The sequence below is a fragment of the Ruegeria sp. BC2 genome, from assembly GCF_056539245.1.
Window position 1 is genome coordinate 737,079 of record NZ_JBQFUQ010000001.1, and the last position, 18,213, is coordinate 755,291.

Consider the following 18,213-nt stretch of genomic DNA (forward strand, 5'->3'; position numbering starts at 1 on the left):
CAGCATCAGCGATTTTTCGCGAGTCTGTCAAACTAAAAAATTAGTAAATGGCGAAATTGGCCTGTTCGACCCAACGAATTCAACGACTATAGCATTGAAAATATATGGTTTTTAACCCACTCGACGTGGCGTCATCTGCCAGGCGAAAAGAGCATGCCGATCACGCTTCGTTATGGATTTTTTGGCGTCACCGCTTGGTCGAGCTGCAAATCTGGATGCAGAAAGGCGCCGCAGTAGTAGCGCGCGATTTGCGTTTCTCAGGGGTGAAAATGGCAGCCCGTAGGGGAATCGAACCCCTCTTTCCAGGTTGAAAACCTGGCGTCCTAACCGATAGACGAACGGGCCACGTCAGCATTGCCCAAGCACAAGTGGCAGCCCGTAGGGGAATCGAACCCCTCTTTCCAGGTTGAAAACCTGGCGTCCTAACCGATAGACGAACGGGCCACGCTGGCTTGTGGAGGGCCTTTTACGGATTACGCCCCCCACCCGCAAGACGAAAAACGCACGGCCAGGAAACTTTTTTGCGGGTCAAAAAAGGCAGTGGCGTCAGCGGTCAATTTGCATCGGCCGCGTCTTCCAGGCGCAACTGCACGCTTTGCCTTCCACCCCATGTATTGACCTCGAGCCGACCGGCAAAATGGAACCGCGCGCCACCGTGATTTGACAGCCTTTCGCCCATCGGTCCGTCAAAGGCACCAAATGCAATCGCGTCCAGCCCACCACCCATTCCGTCCGACAGCGACAGCTTCAGATGGGTTTCTCCGACCCGCTTGGCAAAGCGGACCTGCAGGTCGGGCATTGCAAATCGAGGGGCAGGGGCCCCGGCGCCAAATGGGCCGGCCTGCTCGATCTTTTCGATCAGATCAACCGAGGCCGCCCCGGGCATCAGCGCGCCATCCAGCTTGAGGTCGGCCGGACCGGCTTGGCCCGCCCCCTGTTTCGCCAGCAACTCCGACAGTCTCTCCATCGCCGGTTCCAGCTGGTCGCGCATCACGGTCAGACCTGCAGCCATCTTGTGACCGCCGCCCTTGACCAACAAACCCTCGGCGGCCAACCGGTGGATTGATGCGCCAAGATCGACACCCGAGACCGAACGGCCCGAGCCTTTGCCTTCGTCACCGTCGAAACCAATCACGACGGCGGGACGGTTCGACGCCTCTTTCAGGCGAGCCGCCACGATCCCTACGACGCCGGGATGCCAGCCGTCACCTGCGGCCCACACCAGCGGCGCATCCAGTCCACGTTCTTCGGCCTGCGCCAGCGCTGCGGCGCGGACCGCATTTTCGATGTCGCGCCTTTCGGTATTCAGGTCATCAAGGCGCCGGGACAAGGCCTCGGCCTCGGTCACCCAGTCGGTGCTGAGCAGCCGCGCGCCGAGGTCTGCCTGCCCAACCCGACCGCCGGCATTGATGCGCGGCCCAAGCAGAAAACCCAGATGGTAACTGTTGGGCGCCGAATCCATGCGCGCCACTTCGGACAGCGCAACCAGTCCGGGGCGTTGCCGCTGCCCCATCACTTTCAAACCCTGCTGAACCAGCGCCCTGTTGATCCCGATCAGAGGTGCCACGTCTGCCACGGTCGCCAGCGCGACCAAGTCCAGCATCGCCATCAGGTTAGGGCCTTGGGCGTTGGCCTCGCGCAGTTGGCGCCCGGCCTCAACCAGCATCAGAAAGACCACGGTTGCAGCACACAGATGGGCCAGGTCACCGCGTTCATCCTGGCGGTTGGGGTTCACCACGGCCACGCAATCCGGCAGCGTTTCGGCGCCCAGGTGGTGATCGAGAACGATCACATCGGCCCCCTTGGCGGCGGCAATTGCTTCGTGGCTGAGCGTGCCGCAGTCAACGCAGATGATCAGATCATGCGTTTCAGCAAGCTGGCTCATGGCGGGGGCGTTGGGGCCATAGCCCTCGTCGATACGATCAGGCACATACAAGGTCGCCTTACGCCCCATCTGCCTGAGCCAAACCAGCAACAGGGCTGCCGAGCTTCCACCGTCGACGTCATAATCGGCGAAAACGGCGATGCGCTGGTTGTCCCGCACCGCTTTCAGGAACCGCGTTGCGGCGATCTCCATGTCGCGCAGGCTGCGAGGATCGGGAAGAAGGTCGCGCAGTTTTGGAGACAGAAAGCTCTCGGCCTCCATCGGCGGGACACCGCGCCGTGCCAGCACCTGGCACAGGGGGCGGGGCAGGTCGGTCTGCTGGGCCAGCATCTCGGCGGCCCGGTCCAATTCAGGCGATGGACCAATCCACCGGCGGCCCGTCAACGACTGTTCAACACCCAGAAAGCTCAATGCACTTCTCCTAAAAAGGGCCGAATCCTGTCGGACCCGGCCCTTGAACGGTTGTGTCTGCGGGGCCCCTCAGCCTTCGACATGCGGCCAAATGGGGGTGCGGTAGGACATGCGCCGCACCGATCCGGTTTTCGAGCGCATCAGCAGGGTCGTCGTCTCGACCCAACCCGGTTCCCGCTTGATCCGCGGCAGCAGCGACCCGCCGGTGACACCGGTCGCCGCAAAGATCACATCGGCGGTGACCATCTCGTCGCGGGCATAGACACGATCAAGATCGGTAATACCGGCTTTGGCCGCCCGACCGCGTTCATCATCATTGCGGAACATCAGACGGCCAAAGATCTGGCCACCCATGCATTTCAGCGCGGCGGCCGCCAGAACGCCTTCGGGCGCGCCACCCTGGCCCATGTACATGTCGATGCCGGTCGTCTCGGACTCGGCACAGTGCATGACGCCTGCAACGTCACCGTCGGTGATCAGGCGGATCGCAGCGCCGGTTTCGCGCACCTCGGCGATCATCGCCTCATGGCGCGGACGTTCCAGTATGCAAACGGTAATGTCCTCGGGGGTGCATCCTTTGGCCTTGGCCAGTGCCTCGACCCTTTCCCGCGGGGACATGTCCAGTGTCACCACGTTCTCGGGGAAGCCCGGCCCGATCGCCAGCTTGTCCATGTAGACGTCTGGCGCGTGCAGCATCGAACCGCGCGGACCCATCGCGATGACGGTCAAGGCGTTGGGCATATCTTTTGCGGTCAGCGTCGTACCCTCGAGCGGGTCCAGAGCGATGTCCACGCCCGGGCCGTTGCCGGTGCCGACCTCTTCGCCGATATACAGCATCGGCGCTTCGTCGCGTTCGCCTTCACCGATGACTACCACGCCAGCGATATCCAGCAGGTTCAGCTGTTCACGCATCGCGTTGACCGCGGCCTGGTCGGCGGCTTTCTCGTCTCCGCGTCCGACCAGCGAGGCCGAGGCCAGAGCGGCCTGCTCAGCCACGCGCGCAAGTCCAAGGGACAGAAGGCGGTCGTTGAAATCGATTTTGGCAGCGCTCATGCGATGTAATCCTTTGGTAAAGCGAAGACGTCCTGACTGGCATAGCCTGCTCGTGGCGCAGGCCGCAAGGGTTCAAACCTGCTCGATACGCAGAGCTACCGGTTCGCCCGCAACCACATCCGTGGTGCGCAAGTCCTCCAACGCAACGTCCAGCGTGGCGCGTGTGGTCTTGTGTGTAACGATCAGTACCGGTGCCGTGTCCTCGGCATGTGCGTATTGGCGCATCCGGTCGATTGAAACGCCGGCATTGCCCAGAATCGCGGCCACCTTGGCCAGCGCACCTGGTTTGTCCAGCAATGCAAGGCGCAGATAATAAGGGGCAGGCAGGCCGGTGATTGCGGGCTTGGAGTCGACCAGCGACGTGGCGGGTTGACCAAAGGTGGAAATCCGCAGGCCCCGCGCCAGGTCGCAAACATCCCCCATCACCGCACTGGCCGTCGGGCCTTCGCCAGCGCCGGGTCCGCGCAAAACGATCTGTTCGACGGCGTCGCCCTCAATGACCACCATGTTCGTGCCGCCTTCCAGCTGCCCCAAAGGCGAGTCACTGGGTACCAGGCAGGGTTGCATCCGTTGTTCAAGCCCGCGCGGCGTGCGCTGCGCAACGCCCAACAGCTTGATGCGGTAGCCCATATCGTCGGCCTGATGGATGTCATCCAGGCTGATATGCTGAATGCCCTCGATCTCAATCCCGTCGAAATTCGGCTTTGTTCCAAACGCGATAGAGGCCAACAGCGCCAACTTGTGCGCCGCGTCGATGCCGCCAACGTCAAGGTTGGGATCCGCTTCGAGATACCCCAACTGAGCGCACTCCTCGAACAGGGCGTTGTAGCCCAATCCCTGCGACTGCATTCGGGTCAGGATATAGTTGCAGGTGCCATTCATCACGCCCATGACGCGCTTGATGTCATTCCCGGCCAACCCTTCGGTCAGGGATTTTATGACCGGAATTCCTCCGGCCACGGCGGCCTCGAACCGGATCACGCGGCTCGCGGCTTCGGCCTGTTCCGCCAATGCCTGGCCGTGAATGGCCAGCAGCGCCTTGTTTGCGGTGACCACATCCTTGCCGCTGGCCAACGCCGCCTCAACCGAAGCCTTTGCCGGGCCATTTTCACCCCCCATCAGTTCGACGAACACATCGATGTCGTCGCGCTTGGCCAAGGCCACAGGGTCGGTTTCCCACGCGAAGCCGGACAGGTTCACCCCGCGATCTTTGGCGGCGTCGCGCGCCGAAACGGCAACGATCTCGATCGGACGACCAGTGCGTGCTTGGAGCAATTCGGCATGACGGCGCACGATCTTGACGACGCCCACACCCACGGTTCCCAAGCCAGCAATTCCAAGCCGTAGCGCCTGTGTCATTCCGTGGGTTCCTTTCCGCTCGAAGTCTGCCTGTTGGACGCAAGGTCCTTTGTCGGCTGCCATAGCTGGTTCAACGCGGCGGTGCAATCCGTCAGGGACAGAGTTGTTGCGCAGTGGGCGAGCGTACGGGGCTTACTGGGTCTCGGCGTTCTGGAGTGCCTGTGCCTTTTGCGACAGCCGCTCGGCCCGTTGTTCCAATTCTTCTTCCACGGCGGCTGCCTCGTTCACCGGGTCGACGGGCGGCACGTTGACCTGGGTCAACGGGATCAGCTTGGGGTAGGGCGCGGCCTTTACCGAGGCTGCTTCGCTTCCCTCCAACTCGGGAATATCTGCGCACGCGGCCAAGAGGAGCAGCGGCAGGATGACGGAAACAGCTTTCATTTTGCGACCCGAACAGTGAGGAACCTGAACGTGATGCACTTTTTGCATGAACGGTTCAAGCTGGGTTCTATATGAACGTACGTTCATATACGATGGATCCATGGCACGTACTCAAGGCTCTCACTCCGATATCACCGGGCCCCGTATCCGCGAGGCTGCCCTGGGATTGTTTGCACGGCATGGCTATGCCGCTGTTTCCATGCGTCAAATCGCGGGGGAGGTCGGAGTGCAGGCCGGTGCGCTTTACAATTACACTCCGGACAAGCAAAGCCTTCTGTTCCGCCTGATGCAGGACCACATGCAAGAGCTGCTGGCGGCCTATGAAGCGTTGGAACCACAGGTGGATGCATTGGGCGCCCTGCGGCAATTCGTGGGTTTCCACATCCGGTTTCACATGCAGCGACCGGACGAAGTGTTCATCGCCTACATGGAACTGCGAAACCTGACGCCTGAAAACTTCGCCGAAATCGAAAAGCTGCGCCGAAGGTATGAGGATGCGTTGCAGAGCATCCTGCTGGCCGGCCAGAAGGACGGCCTGTTCTCGGTTCAGGATGCGAAGATCGCGACGCTGGCGGTGATTGCCATGCTGAATGGTGTCATGACGTGGTACCGGGCCGGTGGACGGCTGTCGCTGGACGAGGTCGAGCAGATCTATTGGGATATGGTACGCAAAGCGGTCGCGGCCTGAATGGCCGCGCCCTGTTACCGGCTGTCTGTAGTCAGTGCGCCGGCTTGATGAAAGTACCGTTGCGCAACTCCCGAAACGCCTGCTCGAGTTCGGCGCGCGTGTTCATCACGATCGGGCCATGCCACGCTACCGGTTCATTGATTGGCGCACCCGAGATCAACAGGAATCGCACGCCTTCAGGCCCGGCCTGAACGGTTATTTCGTCTCCGGTACCAAAGCGCACCAGCGTCCGGTTGCCCGACATGTCGCGAATGTTCAGCTCTTGCCCGGCGACTTCCTTCTCAAGCAGAACGCCGGTTGGTTGCGAGGCATCGGCGAAAGCGGCCTGCCCATCGAAAACATAGGCGAAAGCACGGCGATAAGTATCTATCTTGAATGTCTTTTTCACCCCTGCAGGAATCGATACGTCCAGGTATTGCGGGTCCGCGGCGATACCGTCCACCGGCCCGGTCTTGCCCCAGAACTTGCCGACGATGACCCGCACGGTGGTGCCATCATCATCGATCACTTCGGGAATGTCCTTGCCCTGAACGTCCTGGTACCGAGGAGCCGTCATCTTTTGAGCCGAGGGCAAGTTGCCCCACAGCTGAAACCCATGCATCTGCCCGGATGCATTTCCCTTGGGCATTTCCTGATGCAGAATTCCGGACCCCGCCGTCATCCACTGGACGTCTCCGGCACCCAGTTGGCCGCTGTTGCCCAGCGAGTCGCTGTGATCGACGGTTCCCGACAGCACGTATGTGATGGTTTCAATGCCGCGGTGGGGATGCCAGGGAAAGCCGGCCTGGTAGTCCTGCGGGTGCTCGTTGCGGAAGTCATCAAACAAAAGGAAAGGATCCAGTTCGGACGGATCCTGAAATCCAAAAGCGCGGTGAAGCTTTACACCAGCGCCTTCCATCGTCGGAACGGCCTTGCGGGTTTCGAGTGTTGGTCTGAGCGACATTTGGATCTCCTGTCTCTGGACCCGTTATCTAATTTTCGCTGAAGTACGGTCAATTCGCGAGAAAGCACTGCCTCTGTGCAAAATTGCGCCGGGTGCGTCTTGGCCTGTTGCTTGTCGCTGAAAGCGGGTATGGGGGGCAGGCAAAGGCGGAGTTGGAAATGCAAGAAGACGTACTGGCAACGATTCAGGCTTCATCGGCACGGCGGTGGATGGGCGTGGGAATGCTCGTCACCGTGGGCGCGTTCGTGACTTATGTCGCCCTGGCCGCACCGCCCGCGCCGGAATGGCAGCTGTTCCTGTTCGTGGTCGGAGGTGGCGCGCTTTGGCTTGCGCATCGCGTCTGGCATGCGACCGCGGATCGGATCGAGCTGACGCGCACGGAATTGCGGACAGGCAGCGGCAAGCTGATTGCCGAGGTTGGTGAAATCGAAGGGGTGGATCGGGGTGTGTTCGCCTTCAAACCGTCAAACGGCTTTCTGCTGACGACCCGTAGCAAACGGGGCAGGGCTTGGGCCCCGGGCCTTTGGTGGCGCGTCGGGCGACGTATTGGCGTCGGCGGCATGACGTCCGCCGCTGAGACCAAGTTCCTGTCAGAAATGCTTTCCGCGATGCTGGCCGAGGCCGAATAGCTCTCAGCACCCGCCCGGTGCGTCGATCTTGTCGTAGACGCGCGGGTGGGTGAATACGAAATTGTCCATGGCAAATTCGTTTTCGCCGTATCCAATGCGGAAGGGACGGCGATAGAAGTCCTTCACTTCGACCAGGATCATCTTGCCGTTGTCCGGCATGATGGGCAGCTTGTCCCGGATTTCGCTGATGGTGCCGTCGGTCCACGCCTCAAAGCTTTCGCCGCGAATACAGGACCACTGCACATAGTGCCGGTCATCCGGCAGGTCGAAGCGAAGGAACGAGATGCGCATCGACACGTCGGAACGGTCTGACATCATCTGCTGAAGCAGGTCGTACAGCGTATCCATATAGGTCGCGTTGATGTCATTGCGTTCGCGGGAAATGACGTCGGCGATTGCATAAGACGCCTTGAGATTCCGCGAGCTCTGCTTGTATCCGTCGAAGAACGTATAGGATGCACACATGCCCCAGAAGAGCAGGGGATAGATCATCACGGCCTCGATACTGATCACGCCGGATTCCTTGCGGGAAAACCGTTTCAGATACCGGACAGCCAGCGAGAAGATTGAGCGATCAGGTCGGTTCATAGACAAACACCGTTGTTGCGTGCAGTTCGTACATACCGTTGGGCTTTTTTCGCGCGATGGCGCCCAGAATGGTACCCCACCACAGCGGCTTTACCTCGACGCAGGCGCGGACGATCATCAGTTCGTCCGACGTACCCGGCTCGAAGATCTGGCTGTTGCGGATCGTTGCGGGGGTATCGATACAGTAGGGGTTGGGATCCAGCGTGTTGCCCATAAACGGGTCTACGCGGGTCATTTCCAGGATCAGGTTCTCCTTGCACTCAGGAATGTAGCCTGCCTTGTCGCAGACGATGTCCTTCAACAGAGTGTGGGTCCAGCCGTCCTGAACGTTGGTGGTATACTTTTCGAGGTTGTTCAGGCGAACGTCGCGGATCGTTTCGTCCAGGCCACGCTCGAGGTTGGCGTGGTTGAAGGCCCCGATCCCGACTTCGACGGCCGAATAGGTCGTCATGATGAAGATGGGGAACCAGAAGACGAACTCGATCGTCGCCATCCCATCTTCTTTCCGCCGGAACGTGCGGAATTTATGAAGCAAACGCTTGATCATTGAGTCAGCCTCAGATTGCGGATGGTCGATCCGATCGATGCAAATACGTCGACGATTTCGTCACCGGTCGCCTCGTAATAGGCGCCATCATCGCTTTTGCAGTCTTTCAGAAGGGCCTTGCCCTGATCGGGAGCTTCGAAAGCGATAGTGAAGACTACGATGCCATTGGCGCGAGCGGCGGCACACATTGCGCGCGCGCGCGGATCCTTGGTGCCCGACCCGATCGAAGTGACCGCGTTGTTGTACCAGGTGTTGCCTTTCGTGCTCCCCAGCGCTTCGCGGAACAGGTCGCGGATCGCGCGACGGGTCGTGCGTTCCCAGACCTGAACCCAGGTCAGGTTGACCGATGTCGCGGGGTCGCCATTGTTGTCCAGAACAGTGCGGGTCTCGCTTCTGCTGTAGTCAAAGTTGTAGCAGACGCCGCCGGACCGGTAGGTGCACCGATAGACAGTATACTCGTCGTTGCCATAGGGATCGTCCTGCCAGATCTCGCGACCCCAGTACCAACCCTTGCTGCTGTCCCATTCGGTATAATCGACATCGTGCCAGAAGTACTTCTCGGTCTCGTAGTCATAGGTCGAATAGGTGGACTTTTTGGCATTCCACCACAGAATGGACGTACCCTCACGGTAGGGGTCGTTTACCATGTACTGAGTGGTGTTCGCGCCGTCCGTCATCAACACCAGAACCTTCATCGAGTCGTTGCTGGAGTAGCTGTTGGGACGGGTGGCGAACTCTGCAGGCACTTCATCACCCGCCAGACGTGCGATCACCGGCTGAATGCTTTCGTCAAGCAGGGCAAGACCCCATTTCAGACCGACGTCGATCGACGTGTTTCCGCCGGCCGTAAAACTTTCGATGTGATCTTTGAGAACCTGCGGATCCTTTTGCAGGACCGAGACCTCACGGTTGGCGAGTTCGTCACAGACTTCGCTGTAGACGTAGCCGTTGCTGGGGCGCCGGTCATAGGTGCTCCACGGCGTGAAGTGCAGTGTGCGTTGGCGGATCGTATCGGGGTCCAGCGCGGTGGTGTTGAACTCGCTGCTGGTGAAGTTGATGCAGTTTGCCCGGTTATTGGTGCCGGTCGTGCTGAATTCGTCCATCAGATAGTCGGGCAGCGACACCTGAGTTGCGTAGGGGATGATCGAGATCGACAGCTTCCCGTCCTCGGTCTTGTCCGCCATCTCTTGCACGAAGTTTTTGGCTGCCACTTTCAGGTTGGCCAGGCGATTGTAGCTGTTCATCGAGCCAGAGACGTCGAGGACCAAAGAAATCTCAACATCATCAATGGCTTCTTCGGCAACGCTGGTTGCCGCGCTCACGATCGAGTCAACATCCCACCACTGCATGAAGTGCATGCCGACATCCATCTGGGCGCTCGCTTGGACCTTGCGGTAGCCTTCGATCGTAACGGCGGTCGCGCCGCAGACATTGGGTTCCACGATCGGGTCACCAACCAGGTACTGGTCCAAGCCTTCCTTCGCGAGGTAGTCGACGACTACGTCCTTGGGGCAAAGGTCCTGGTCCAGGTCGGCCGCCGCCAGTACGGCGCGGTCCAGAGCATATTGCAGGCGCGCACGTTCGCGATCGTACCGCATAACGTCCACGGCGAAGCCCGCCGCGGTGAAGATGATCATCAGAAGGAAGAGGGCGAAGATGGTCATCGTCCCGCTTTCCGAGGTCGCGAAAGACTCGACGGCGCCCCGGCAGCGGTCTGCGTGGCGCGGTTTCCCCGACCGGGTCGATGTCCATTCAAAATTGCGCATAACGAAATCCTTTTGCCGGCCAAAAGCAGCGAAGCCAGTTCTTCGGAACTTTAATAATTTAGATGTGGATCGTGGCGAGAATTGGGCGTGATCGTCACTATGGTGCTCTTTTTGAATGAAAATCGGCGGCAGTCTGGCTGGGAGGGGCATCTTTGTTTCGTTGCTCGGGACAATTTCTGGAAATCGTAAATGTCCGCGACTCGGCTCGGTTGGTCGAAACGCGCTGTTCATAAATTGATGAAAAAAAGTGCAAATCTCGATTGCAGCCGCTTGCCAAGGGTGCGACAAAACGTCATGACGCTCGACGTCAACCGGCATGGAGGATTTTATGACGGCCATCAAGGAACCCAGCTTTCGGGAGAGTGTAGATCTGATGTTCAACAGGGCGGCTGCCCTGATGGATCTTCCACCCGGGCTTGAGGAAAAGATCCGGGTCTGCAATGCGACCTACACCGTTCGGTTTGGCGTGCGTCTGCGGGGGCAGATCCATACTTTCACCGGCTATCGCTCGGTTCATTCCGAGCATATGGAGCCGGTAAAGGGCGGTATCCGCTATGCGATGGCCGTGAACCAGGACGAGGTCGAGGCGCTTGCTGCGCTGATGACCTACAAGTGTGCTCTGGTCGAGGCGCCTTTCGGCGGGTCCAAGGGTGGCCTACGCATCGACCCGCGCAAATACGAAGAGCATGAGCTGGAGCAGATCACCCGCCGTTTCGCCTATGAGTTGGCCAAGCGCGACCTGATCAACCCGTCGCAGAACGTCCCGGCCCCCGACATGGGCACCGGCGAGCGTGAAATGGCTTGGATGGCTGACCAGTATGCGCGGATGAACACCACAGACATCAACGCGCGGGCCTGTGTGACCGGCAAGCCGTTGAATGCCGGCGGTATCTCGGGCCGGGTCGAGGCGACGGGGCGTGGCATCCAATACGCGCTGCGAGAATTCTTCCGGCATCCGGACGACGTCAAAAAGGCTGGCATGTCAGGCTCGCTGGACGGCAAGCGGGTCATCGTTCAAGGCCTCGGCAACGTGGGTTATCACGCGGCCAAGTTCCTGAGTGAGGAAGACGGCTCTCTGGTTGTGGGCATCATCGAACGTGACGGTGCGATCTATAACCCCGAGGGGATCGACGTCGAAGCGGTTCACCAGTGGATCGTCAAACATGGCGGCGTGAACGGCTACCCGGATGCTACGCACACCGCCGAGGGCACTGCTGTGCTGGAAGAGGAATGTGACATTCTGATCCCGGCCGCGCTGGAGGGCGTGATCAACCTGTCCAATGCCGAGCGCATCAAGGCGCCGTTGATCATCGAGGCCGCGAACGGCCCGGTGACCGCAGGGGCCGACGAAGTGCTGCGCAAGAAGGGCACCGTGATTATTCCTGACATGTATGCGAACGCTGGCGGTGTGACGGTATCGTATTTCGAGTGGGTCAAGAACCTCAGCCACATCCGTTTTGGCCGGATGCAGCGCCGTCAGGAAGAGGCGCGGCACGAGCTGATCGTGAAAGAGCTGGAGCGGCTGGACCGCTATCTTGGCGATGCATGGTCGATGTCTCCGGACTTCAAGGCCAAGTACCTCAAGGGCGCGGATGAGCTTGAGCTGGTGCGCTCGGGCCTGGATGACACGATGCGCATCGCCTACCAGGCCATGAGCGAGGTCTGGCACGATCGCGACGACGTCGATGACCTCCGCACCGCGGCTTACATCGTGTCCATCGACCGTGTGGCCAAGAGCTATCGGGCCAAGGGTCTCTGACGTCTCGGAAACCGGGCAATCGGGCTTTGACAAAAAGTCCGGTTGCCGCACATCCTGCGCTGGAGTTCAGGCAGTGAAACCAGCGAGGATCTCATGCAAATTACCCGTTCTGTAGCTTGGGCCGCGGCGTTTGGGGCCGCGACCCTGGCGCTTGCGACTGCTGCCATTGCCCAACCCCGGCAGGGATGGACGCCGACTGTGGAAGGGTTGGCTGTCTATCAGGGCAGCGCCGATCTTGAGGACGGTGGTGATTTCAGCGCATCGCGCGCATTTCTGCGGGCAGGCGGCATTTACAGCTATGGCGACGGGTCTTTTGTGGGTTTGCTGGCGAGTTTCGGTCAGTTTTCCTACGATTTCGGGTTGCCCGGAAACCAGCCGTGGGACGACATCCGCGACATTCGCCTGAGCGTTCCATTGCGTTTCACTCTGGACAACGGGGCTGCGGTGATCGTCTCGCCCCAATTGAGATGGGACTATGAGACCGGCGCCAGTGCCTCGGACGGTTTCACCTATGGTGCTTTCGCCGGCATTTCATGGGCGGTGGACCCCAATCTGCGCATCGGCCCGGCATTTGGCGTGTTCTCCGAGGTTGGAACCAATGATCTCGAAGTCTTTCCCGCGCTTCTGGTCGACTGGACCTTTGCCGAGCGCTGGCGTCTGAGCACCGGGCGCGCGTTGGGGGCCACTCAAGGCCCCGGGGTCACGCTGGAATACAAGGCTTCTGAAAGTGTCAGCGTGGGGCTTGCCGTTCGGTCCGAGAGGGTCCGCTTTCAGTTGAACGATAACGGGTTGGCACCGGGCGGCGTAGGCGAGGACAGCAGCATCCCGGTTGTTCTGTCGGTTGAATACGCGCCAAACCCCGGAGTTTCGCTGTCGGCATTTGCGGGCGCCGAGTTTGACGGCGAGTTGCGCCTGGACAACGCAGCAGGGCAAGAGGTCAGCCGGCAGGGCTATGATACCGCTCCGATCGCTGGCTTTGCCTTCCGTCTGCGGTTCTGAAGGCGATTTCGTTTGCGACCGGTTTGGTCGCGCGTTGACAAGTTCTTGTCGAAAACGGATGCGGAGCCCCGAGCCCGGATTGCTACTCCTGTTGGAAGTTGGTTTGATGCCAGCAAACCCGCAGGGAGATCTGAATGCGCTTTTCCGGCTTTCGCGTCCTGAAGGAAGGACTGACGGGCAACAAGGGTTGGACGGCGCATTGGCGTGATCCCGAGCCCAAAGCCGAGTACGACATCGTCATCATCGGCGGTGGGGGGCATGGTCTCAGCACCGCGTACTATCTGGCGAAAGAACACGGCCTGACAAATGTCGCCGTGCTGGAAAAGGGTTATATCGGCGGCGGCAATGTGGGGCGCAACACGACGATCGTGCGCGCCAACTATTTTCTGCAAGGAAATTCCGAGTTCTATTCACATTCCCTCAAGCTGTGGGAGGGGTTGGAAGAGGACCTGAACTACAACGTGATGCATTCGCAGCGGGGCATCATCAACCTGTTCCATTCAGACGGGCAGCGGGACGCGGCCGCGCGCCGGGGCAACATGATGATCAGCCAGGGCGACGATGCCATCCTGCTGGACCGCGATGCACTACGCGAGATGCTGCCCTATCTGAACTATGACGATCTGCGCTTTCCCATCTATGGCGGTCTGTACCATCCGCGTGGCGGCACGGCCCGGCATGATGCCGTGGCCTGGGGCTATGCCCGCGGGGCGGACCAGCGCGGGGTGGATCTGATCCAGAATTGCGAGGTCACCGGCATCGACATCGAAAACGGCGCCGTGCGCGGGGTGCAGACGACGCGCGGGGCGATCCGGGCCAGGAAGGTCGGGATCGTGGTTGCGGGCCGGTCCAGTCAGGTCGCGGCGATGGCCGGGATGCGTTTGCCGATCGAAAGCCACGTGCTGCAGGCCTTCGTGACCGAAGGGCTGAAGCCCTGTATCGACCATGTCGTGACCTTCGGCATGGGGCATTTCTACATCAGCCAATCCGACAAGGGCGGGCTGGTGTTCGGCGGCGACCTGGATTTCTATGCCTCCTACGCGGCGCGGGGCAATCTGCCGACGGTCGAAAGCGTGATGGAAGCCGGCGTGGCCCTGATGCCGATGATCGGCAAAGCCCGGGTGCTGCGGTCCTGGGGCGGGATCATGGACATGTCGCCGGACGGGTCGCCGATCATCGACCGCACCCCTATCGACGGGCTGTACCTGAACTGCGGCTGGAACTACGGCGGGTTCAAGGCGGTTCCGGGCTCGGGCAACGTGTTTGCCCACCTGATGGCCACCGACCGGTACCACGAGAACGCGACAGGGTTCCGGCTGGATCGTTTCCGCACCGGGCGCGGGATCATCGATGAAGAGGGCAAGGGCTCTCAGCACAATCTGCATTAGGGGCGGGCCGGGATGTTTCGTTCGAATATTTGTGAAAGCCAGGAGGCGCGGCCATGAGGATCACCTGTCCCTATTGCGGCGAGCGCGACCGCCGCGAGTTCTACTATCGCGGGGCCGCCGTCGATCTGGACCGGCCCGCCCCGGATGCCGGGCCTGACGCTTGGGACGATTTCGTCTATCAGCGCGACAATCCGGCGGGCGAGACGCGGGATCTATGGTATCACGAGGGCGGCTGCGGCGCATGGATCGTCGTGACACGCAACACGCTGACCCACGAAATTTCGGCGACCGAACCTGCGTCCGGGGGCAAACGATGAGGGTCGCTGGCAGGGGGCTGATCGACCGCGGCACACCGGTCGAATTTTCCTTTGACGGCATCCGGTATTCGGGCTTTCAGGGCGACACGCTGGCCTCGGCGCTGCTGGCCAATGGCGTGCGCCTGATGGGGCGGTCGTTCAAGTATCATCGCCCGCGCGGCGTCCTGACCGCCGGCAGCGAAGAACCGAATGCGCTGGTCACCATCGGCCGAGACGCCGCGCAGGACCCGAATGTGCGGGCCACGATGCAAGAGATCTATCCAGGCCTTGAGGCGCGCAGCCAGAACCGCTGGCCCAGCCTGAATTTCGACGTGATGGCGGTGAACGATCTGGCCGCGCCCTTCCTGGGCGCGGGCTTCTACTACAAGACCTTCATGTGGCCCCGCAGCTTCTGGGAGAAGCTGTACGAGCCGATGATCCGCCGCGCCGCGGGGTTGGGCGCGCTGTCCGGGCAGGCCAACGTCGACACGTATGAAAGCGCCTATGCCTTCTGCGACCTGCTGGTGATCGGGGCTGGCCCGGCGGGTTTGATGGCCGCCTTGACGGCCGGCCGGGCCGGGGCGGATGTCATTCTGGCCGATGAAAGCAACCAGATGGGCGGGCGTCTGCTGGCCGAAACGCTCGAGGTGGATGGCAAGCCGGGTCAAGTCTGGGCAGACGAGGTTCTGGCCGAGCTGCGGGCGATGGACAATGTGCGGTTGATGACCCGCACGACCGTTGCGGGTGCCTACGACCAGGGCACCTTTGTCGCGCTCGAACGGGTCTTGCACCATACGAGCGACCGTCCCGCCGGTGCGCCGCTGGAAACCTATTGGAGGATCGCCGCCCGCCGCTCGGTTCTGGCCGCCGGGGCGCTGGAACGCCCGGTGGCGTTTCGAAACAATGACCGGCCCGGCATCATGACCGCCGGGGCCGTGCGAGCCTATCTGAACCGCTGGGGCGTCGCGGCCGGCCGGAGTGTCACGGTCTTCGGCAACACCGATGACATCCACCGAACGGCCCGCGACCTGCTGGCCGCAGGTGTTCACGTGGCCGCCGTGATAGACAGCCGCCATGACGGGCCGGTGTCGACCGACTATCCGGTGCTGCGCGGGGCGCAGGTCTGTGGCAGTTCGGGGCGCAAGGGGCTGGAGTCGATAACCGTGCGCCGCGCCAGCGGAGAAGAGCGCATTCAGACCGATTGTCTGGCGATGACCGGCGGATGGAACCCCTCGGTCCACCTGACCTGCCACATGAACGGGCGACCGACCTGGCGGCGTGACATTGCCGCCTTCGTGCCCACGCCGGGCGCCGTGCCCGGGATGCGCACGGCCGGGGCCTGCAACGGCGCGTTCTCGACCGCCGCCTGTCTGCGCGAGGGCATTTCGGCTGCGACCGAGGCGCTGGATGATCTGGGCCTCAAGGCGCCCAAGCCCGAGCCGCCGCAGGCCGAGGATCAGCCCTATGAAATCGCGCAACTGTGGGCGGTGCCGGGCAAGGGGCGCGCGTGGCTGGATTTCCAGAACGACGTAACCGTCAAGGACGTCAAGCAGGCCGCGACCGAGAATTTCCGCTCGGTCGAGCACATGAAGCGTTATACCACGCAGGGCATGGCCACCGATCAGGGCAAGAACTCGAATGTCGCCGCGCTGGCCATTCTTGCGGATGCCACCGGGCGGGCGATCCCCGAGACCGGAACCACCACCTTCCGCCCGCCTTACGCGCCGGTCGCCATCGCCGCGCTGGGCGCGGGGGCCGAGGGGGCGGGGTTCAAGCCGCAGCGCTTCACCACCTCGCACAAGGCATCGGTGGCGCGCGGGGCGCCGATGGTCGAGGCGGGGCTGTGGTATCGGCCCAGCTATTTCCCGCAGCCGGGCGAGACCACCTGGCGCCAGTCCTGCAACCGCGAGGTTCAGATGGTGCGCACGGCGGTCGGCGTGTGCGATGTCTCGACCCTGGGCAAGATCGACATTCAGGGGCGCGACGCCGCGCAGTTTCTGGATTTCGTCTATACCAACACGTTTTCGACACTGAAGGTCGGGCGCGTGCGCTATGGGCTGATGCTGCGCGAGGACGGGTTCGTCATGGATGACGGCACCACCGCGCGATTGGGTGACAGTCATTTCCTGATGACCACCACGACCGCCGCCGCCGGTGATGTGATGAAACATCTGGAATTCGTGCGTCAGGGTCTGCGGCCCGATTGGGACGTGTCGCTGGTTTCGGTGACGGAACAGTGGGCGCAATTCGCCGTGGCCGGCCCCAAATCGCGCGAGGTGCTGAACGGCGTGCTGGACACCCCGCTGGATGATGCCGCGTGGCCGTTCATGTCCTGCGGGCCGGTGTCGGTTATGGGGGTGCCGGGGCGGCTGTTCCGAATCTCGTTCTCGGGCGAACACGCCTATGAAATCGCCGTGCCTGCCCGGTATGGGGCCAGCCTGTTCGACATCCTGACCCAACGGGCCGAGGCGCTGGGTGGTGGCCTCTATGGGATGGAGGCGCTGAACGTCCTGCGGATCGAGAAGGGGTTCATCACCCATGCCGAAATCCACGGGCGGACCACGGCCTTTGACATCGGGATGGGCCGGATGGTGTCGCAGAAAAAGGACTGCATCGGCAAGACTATGTCCGAACGTCCGGGGCTTGAGGAGCCGGGGCGCGAGCGGTTGGTCGGGATCAAACCCATCGGGGAAAGCCGCCAGTTGCTGGCCGGCGCCCATCTGTACAACGAAGAGGCTGCGCCGGTGCGTACCAACGATCAGGGCTATGTGACCTCGGTCTGCTACTCGCCGACGCTGGGCGGCATGCTGGGGCTGGCGTTTCTGGCCGATGGCCCCGACCGTCATGGCGAGATCGTCAAAATGGTCGATCACCTGCGCGGCGTGACCACGCTGTGCGAGGTGACGGACCCGGTGTTCTTTGATCCAGAGGGAGAGCGTGTGCGTGGATAAGCTGATTGCCCAGACCCCGTGTGACGGGCTGCTGCCGCTGACCATCGGAACGGTCTCGGTCACCGAGGTTGATCCGGGCGCGATACATGCGGTTTCGGCTTCTCGAGGGCAGACCAAAGCACTGTCCGAGGCGATGAAGGCGGCGCATGGCATGGCGCTGCCGGCCCCGAACCGGGCCACCGGGAAGTCGGGCGCGCGTGCGGTCTGGTTCGGCCCGGGTCAGGCCATGCTGATCGGCCCCACGCCAGACCCGTCGCTGTCCGCCCACGCCGCGGTCGTCGACCAGTCTGATGCCTGGGCCGTGGTGCGGCTTGAGGGCGACGGGGCCGAGGATGTCCTGGCCCGTCTGGTGCCCGTCGATCTGCGCCCGCAGCACTTCAAGCGCGGACATACGGCGCGCACGCTGCTGTTTCACATGACGGCGTCGATCACTCGAGTTGGCGAAAAAGCTATTCAGATCATGGTGTTCCGGTCGATGGTCACATCGTTGGCGCATGATCTGCAGAGGGCAATGGAAGGTGTGGCAGCACGCGGTTAGACTGTTGCAAAGAACTGATTCCAAGGGGACCT

The 18,213-nt window shown here is 61.6% G+C and carries 16 protein-coding genes and 2 tRNA genes; 8 read left to right on the forward strand and 10 right to left on the reverse strand.

From position 1 onward, the window contains the following. Positions 1-270: 270 nt before the first annotated feature. The 6 genes from ACR0CU_RS03590 to ACR0CU_RS03615 form a co-directional block, all read right to left on the reverse strand. Positions 271-345 (reverse strand) — tRNA-Glu (locus ACR0CU_RS03590). Between the two features lie 24 nt (positions 346-369). Then, positions 370-444: transfer RNA gene (locus ACR0CU_RS03595), tRNA-Glu, on the reverse strand. Between the two features lie 109 nt (positions 445-553). Beyond that, complete coding sequence (recJ, locus tag ACR0CU_RS03600) at positions 554-2,296, reverse strand: single-stranded-DNA-specific exonuclease RecJ (protein ID WP_170445344.1); 1,743 nt, start codon at positions 2,294-2,296, stop codon at positions 554-556. 69 nt (positions 2,297-2,365) lie between these two features. Continuing rightward, complete coding sequence (gene glpX / locus ACR0CU_RS03605; RefSeq protein WP_093961740.1) at positions 2,366-3,349, reverse strand: class II fructose-bisphosphatase; 984 nt, start codon at positions 3,347-3,349, stop codon at positions 2,366-2,368. Between the two features lie 72 nt (positions 3,350-3,421). After that, on the reverse strand, positions 3,422-4,708 hold the full coding sequence (locus ACR0CU_RS03610) for a homoserine dehydrogenase (protein WP_170339748.1): 1,287 nt from the start codon (positions 4,706-4,708) through the stop codon (positions 3,422-3,424). A 132-nt stretch (positions 4,709-4,840) separates the two neighbouring features. Continuing rightward, positions 4,841-5,089: a hypothetical protein gene (locus tag ACR0CU_RS03615; RefSeq protein ID WP_170339166.1), complete on the reverse strand. Its 249-nt coding sequence runs from the start codon at positions 5,087-5,089 to the stop codon at positions 4,841-4,843. Between the two features lie 100 nt (positions 5,090-5,189). On the opposite strand from ACR0CU_RS03615, the gene ACR0CU_RS03620 reads away from it, so the two are divergent. Further along, positions 5,190-5,777: a TetR/AcrR family transcriptional regulator gene (locus ACR0CU_RS03620; RefSeq protein WP_170445346.1), complete on the forward strand. Its 588-nt coding sequence runs from the start codon at positions 5,190-5,192 to the stop codon at positions 5,775-5,777. 31 nt (positions 5,778-5,808) lie between these two features. On the opposite strand, the gene ACR0CU_RS03625 is transcribed toward ACR0CU_RS03620, so the two are convergent. After that, positions 5,809-6,720, reverse strand: a complete 912-nt coding sequence (locus tag ACR0CU_RS03625) for a pirin family protein (protein WP_170368282.1) — start codon at positions 6,718-6,720, stop codon at positions 5,809-5,811. A 158-nt stretch (positions 6,721-6,878) separates the two neighbouring features. Between ACR0CU_RS03625 and ACR0CU_RS03630 the strand changes: the two genes are divergently transcribed. After that, on the forward strand, positions 6,879-7,349 hold the full coding sequence (locus tag ACR0CU_RS03630) for a hypothetical protein (RefSeq protein ID WP_170339740.1): 471 nt from the start codon (positions 6,879-6,881) through the stop codon (positions 7,347-7,349). 3 nt (positions 7,350-7,352) lie between these two features. On the opposite strand, the gene ACR0CU_RS03635 is transcribed toward ACR0CU_RS03630, so the two are convergent. From ACR0CU_RS03635 to ACR0CU_RS03645, 3 genes are read right to left on the reverse strand one after another with little or no spacing between them, the layout of a single operon-like run. After that, entirely contained in the window at positions 7,353-7,937 is a 585-nt protein-coding gene (locus ACR0CU_RS03635; RefSeq protein WP_170445348.1) for a TadE/TadG family type IV pilus assembly protein, read from the reverse strand. Continuing rightward, positions 7,924-8,430, reverse strand: a complete 507-nt coding sequence (locus ACR0CU_RS03640) for a TadE/TadG family type IV pilus assembly protein (protein WP_254435500.1) — start codon at positions 8,428-8,430, stop codon at positions 7,924-7,926. The genes ACR0CU_RS03635 and ACR0CU_RS03640 overlap by 14 nt, the downstream gene beginning before the upstream one ends. A 50-nt stretch (positions 8,431-8,480) precedes the next feature. Then, positions 8,481-10,148: a pilus assembly protein TadG-related protein gene (locus ACR0CU_RS03645; RefSeq protein WP_254429305.1), complete on the reverse strand. Its 1,668-nt coding sequence runs from the start codon at positions 10,146-10,148 to the stop codon at positions 8,481-8,483. 430 nt (positions 10,149-10,578) lie between these two features. On the opposite strand from ACR0CU_RS03645, the gene ACR0CU_RS03650 reads away from it, so the two are divergent. The 6 genes from ACR0CU_RS03650 to ACR0CU_RS03675 all read left to right on the forward strand — a co-directional run bounded on the left by ACR0CU_RS03650 (position 10,579) and on the right by ACR0CU_RS03675 (position 18,181). Next, the gene (locus ACR0CU_RS03650; RefSeq protein ID WP_170368283.1) at positions 10,579-12,009 is read left to right on the forward strand and encodes a Glu/Leu/Phe/Val family dehydrogenase; all 1,431 of its coding nucleotides are present in this window, start codon (positions 10,579-10,581) and stop codon (positions 12,007-12,009) included. A gap of 198 nt (positions 12,010-12,207) precedes the next feature. Next, positions 12,208-13,008, forward strand: a complete 801-nt coding sequence (locus ACR0CU_RS03655; protein WP_170390703.1) for a hypothetical protein — start codon at positions 12,208-12,210, stop codon at positions 13,006-13,008. 134 nt (positions 13,009-13,142) lie between these two features. Next, positions 13,143-14,396, forward strand: a complete 1,254-nt coding sequence (locus ACR0CU_RS03660; RefSeq protein ID WP_170366898.1) for a sarcosine oxidase subunit beta family protein — start codon at positions 13,143-13,145, stop codon at positions 14,394-14,396. Positions 14,397-14,449: 53 nt separating this feature from the next. Then, a complete protein-coding gene (locus tag ACR0CU_RS03665; RefSeq protein WP_170445352.1) occupies positions 14,450-14,713 on the forward strand; it encodes a sarcosine oxidase subunit delta in 264 nt (87 codons plus the stop codon). Beyond that, a complete protein-coding gene (locus ACR0CU_RS03670; protein ID WP_170445354.1) occupies positions 14,710-17,643 on the forward strand; it encodes a sarcosine oxidase subunit alpha family protein in 2,934 nt (977 codons plus the stop codon). Before ACR0CU_RS03665 ends, ACR0CU_RS03670 begins: the two co-directional genes overlap by 4 nt. Beyond that, complete coding sequence (locus tag ACR0CU_RS03675; RefSeq protein ID WP_170445356.1) at positions 17,636-18,181, forward strand: sarcosine oxidase subunit gamma; 546 nt, start codon at positions 17,636-17,638, stop codon at positions 18,179-18,181. The genes ACR0CU_RS03670 and ACR0CU_RS03675 overlap by 8 nt, the downstream gene beginning before the upstream one ends. The last annotated feature ends 32 nt before the right edge of the window (positions 18,182-18,213 follow it).